This is a genomic window from Oscillatoria sp. HE19RPO (assembly GCF_024220515.1).
Taxonomy (GTDB): Bacteria; Cyanobacteriota; Cyanobacteriia; order Cyanobacteriales; family Laspinemataceae; genus Laspinema.
In genome coordinates this window covers 1-1,160 of the sequence record NZ_JAMXOT010000452.1, presented here as the reverse complement: position 1 = coordinate 1,160, position 1,160 = coordinate 1, and the positions used below count along the sequence as shown (strand labels likewise).

The window sequence follows — 1,160 nt, the reverse complement described above, 5'->3', positions numbered from 1 at the left end:
GTGAAAACTATAAAAGCCTGTTTTCAGATGTTAGGACTTATGAGGCATTTAAGAATATCCATGTAGGAATATTATCCGAAATAAAACGGAAAACTTGTGCGGGAAATCGCGAAAGTTTTGGGACTAGAAAACGCCCAGGGCTTACACCAGTTTCTGACTCGCTCTCCTTGGGACATTCAGTAGCACATAAATTTCGAGAATCCAGCTCATTTTAAATCATTTAAAATGTCGAATAATTCGGGTGATTATTGATGAGACTGGAGACCCTAAAAAAGGCAAAAAACCTGATTATGTAGCTCGGTAATATATCGGTCGATTAGGAAAGGTAGAAAACGGAATTGTATCTGTAGTTGCTTACGGATTAATTGAGGGAATAACGTTCCCAATCCTCTTTGAAGTCTTCAAACCTCAAAAGTGCTTAAAACCGGGAGATGTTTATAAAATCAAACCTCAAATTGCCGCCGGATTAATTGAAGAGATGGTCTACCTTGGTTTCCAAATAGAATTAGTATTAGCCGACAGTCTTTATGGAGAAAGTGAGACCTAGTTTTTGAGTAAACTGGAGGAATTAGAACTTTTGTATATGGTATCAATCAGGAGTAATCATGGAGTCTGGCTACCTGAAGGACAAAGCGTTTCAGCCAATGAATGGTCAACATTTACCCGGAATATGAGTCAGGGTAAAACAGAAGCTCGCTATATAAGAGAGGTTATTTTTGGGGAAAAAGGACAGAAAACTTATTGAGACCTCACAACAGATAAAAAGACTTTGCCGGAAAATTCGACCAGTTTTGTGATGAGTAACATTCCGAGCCTTAATCCTGAAAATGTAGGGGATATATACGGAGATAGAACTTGGGTTGAATATGGATTTAGGCAATGTAAGTCTGAGTTGGGATGGGCCGATTGGAGGCTGACTCATTACTCGGATATCGAAAAATGGTGGTCACTTGTCTGTAGTGTTTATTTGCTTGTTACTTTGACCACTGCTCCTTTTAAGTCTTCAGCAACAAGTTCGGAGACTCCAACCTCAGAAATTTTTAGGTCTTCGGTCACTCAACATCCTCATTGGAATCATCAAGCGAATTGGAAGAGCGCGTTAAATAATCTTCAATTACTCCTCCTGCCGATGCTCGGTTTTAATTCTATTCTCTATTGGT

The 1,160-nt window shown here is 39.2% G+C and carries 2 pseudogenes; both read left to right on the top strand.

The features are described from left to right. Positions 1-215, top strand: a pseudogene (locus tag NG833_RS29355) (hypothetical protein); the annotation flags it as partial. Positions 216-796: 581 nt separating this feature from the next. After that, positions 797-1,160, top strand: a pseudogene (locus tag NG833_RS29350) (IS701 family transposase); the annotation flags it as partial.